The sequence below is a fragment of the Actinoplanes sp. NPDC048791 genome, assembly GCF_040650095.1.
Classification (GTDB): Bacteria; Actinomycetota; Actinomycetes; order Mycobacteriales; family Micromonosporaceae; genus Actinoplanes.
Map to the genome: position 1 here is coordinate 1 of NZ_JBEZGQ010001541.1, position 1434 is coordinate 1434.

General features: G+C 74.8%; 2 protein-coding genes. Both read right to left on the bottom strand.

Annotated features, from left to right (window positions below):
• Positions 1 to 296: GNAT family N-acetyltransferase (locus AB0C29_RS48275; RefSeq protein WP_360835080.1), on the bottom strand; the 296-nt coding region annotated here is incomplete at its 3' end.
• Between the two features lie 38 nt (positions 297 to 334).
• Positions 335 to 1434: CHAT domain-containing protein (locus tag AB0C29_RS48280; RefSeq protein WP_360835081.1), on the bottom strand; the 1100-nt coding region annotated here is incomplete at its 5' end.

The window sequence follows — 1434 nt, forward strand, 5'->3', positions numbered from 1 at the left end:
CGGCCCAGCACCAGCGCGGCGTCCAGCAGCGCGGTGCCGATGCCGTGGCGCCGCGCGGCGGGGTCGACCATGCCGGCCAGTTCGACGGTGGGCGCGCTGTGCGCGTAGAGGCCCAGGAAGCCGAGCAGCCGCTCGCCGTCCCACCACAGCACGTCCTCGACGTCCTGCCCGTAGCGGTGGCGCAGCGCGTTCCACTCCAGCTTGAGCCGGCCGCCGTCGGCCGCGACGACCCGGCGTTCCAGGTCCTCGATGGCGCTGAGAGCTGCCGGGGACAGCCCGCGGGAAAGGTCGATCACGGTGCAACCCCATCACGCCGGTCAACCGGATTTCATCGTCACGATCCGGAGTGGACGTGGGTCGCCCACAGCGCCGGCCGGTCCGGGTAACGGCGGCGCAGGGCGCGGACCGCGTGGTGCAGGGCGACGGGCGCGGCGTCCGCCGTACCGGCTGCGGCGATGCCGTCGTAGACCGGGCCGGTGACGCGGCCGGCGACGGCGTCCCGTACCGGCCACAGGGTGCCGATCACGTGCCGGTAGCCGGCCAGCTGGAAGGCGGACGCGAGGTGGATCGCCTCGTCGGCGAGAGCTTCGCCAGCGTTGGCGGTGGAGCAGGCGGACAGGAACGCGAGCTCACCGGTGAGCCGCAGCCGGGTCACGTCGAGCACGCTCAGCGGCCGGGCCCGGCCGCCGGTGACCTCCAGTGCGGCGGCCGACGGGTGGCGCGGGTCCGGGTTGGTGGCGTGGCAGGCGAAATGGACCCGGGCGTGCCGCGGCAGCTCCGCGAGGATCCGGTCGCGGTGCGCGTCGGCCGGTGCCAGGACTGTCGTCCCGGCCGGCCGCAGACCCGCGATCAGTGCGGTCTCCGCTTCCGATCCGGGCAGGTCCGACCCACCACGGGTACGCGGCATCGGCACCACCAGCGTCGACGCGTCCCCGTCGGTCTCGGCCCCGTCCCGGCGCGCGTACGCGAGCGCCCGCACCGTCGGGGTGTAGGACGACACCACCCGGTCCAGAACCGTGCGATGCCCGCCCGGCTCAGGCCGGCCGGCGGCGTGCAGTGGCAGCAGGCCCAGCACGCCGGTCGCCGCCCACCACAGCCGCGGCCAGCCGTGCACCGGGGCGCCGGTGATGCCGAGCTCCGTGAGCACCGGCTCGGCGACGTGGTCCCACAGCCAGGCCAGGACCGTCCTGGTCACCTCGTGCGCCGCGGTGCGGATCGCCTGGTAGTACTCCCGGGTCAGCCGGCCCACCTCGTACGCGCTGACGGCCGGCAACGGCACGGACCGGATCTCCCGCGCGGTCACCAGCAGGGCGTACGAGCCCAGATCGCTGACGCAGACCATCACCACCACACCCGGCCCGCTCTGCCGGCGCAGACCGGCAACACTCGACGGGTACAGGAAGTCGCGGAAGCCGGGCAGCTGCCGGATCGCCG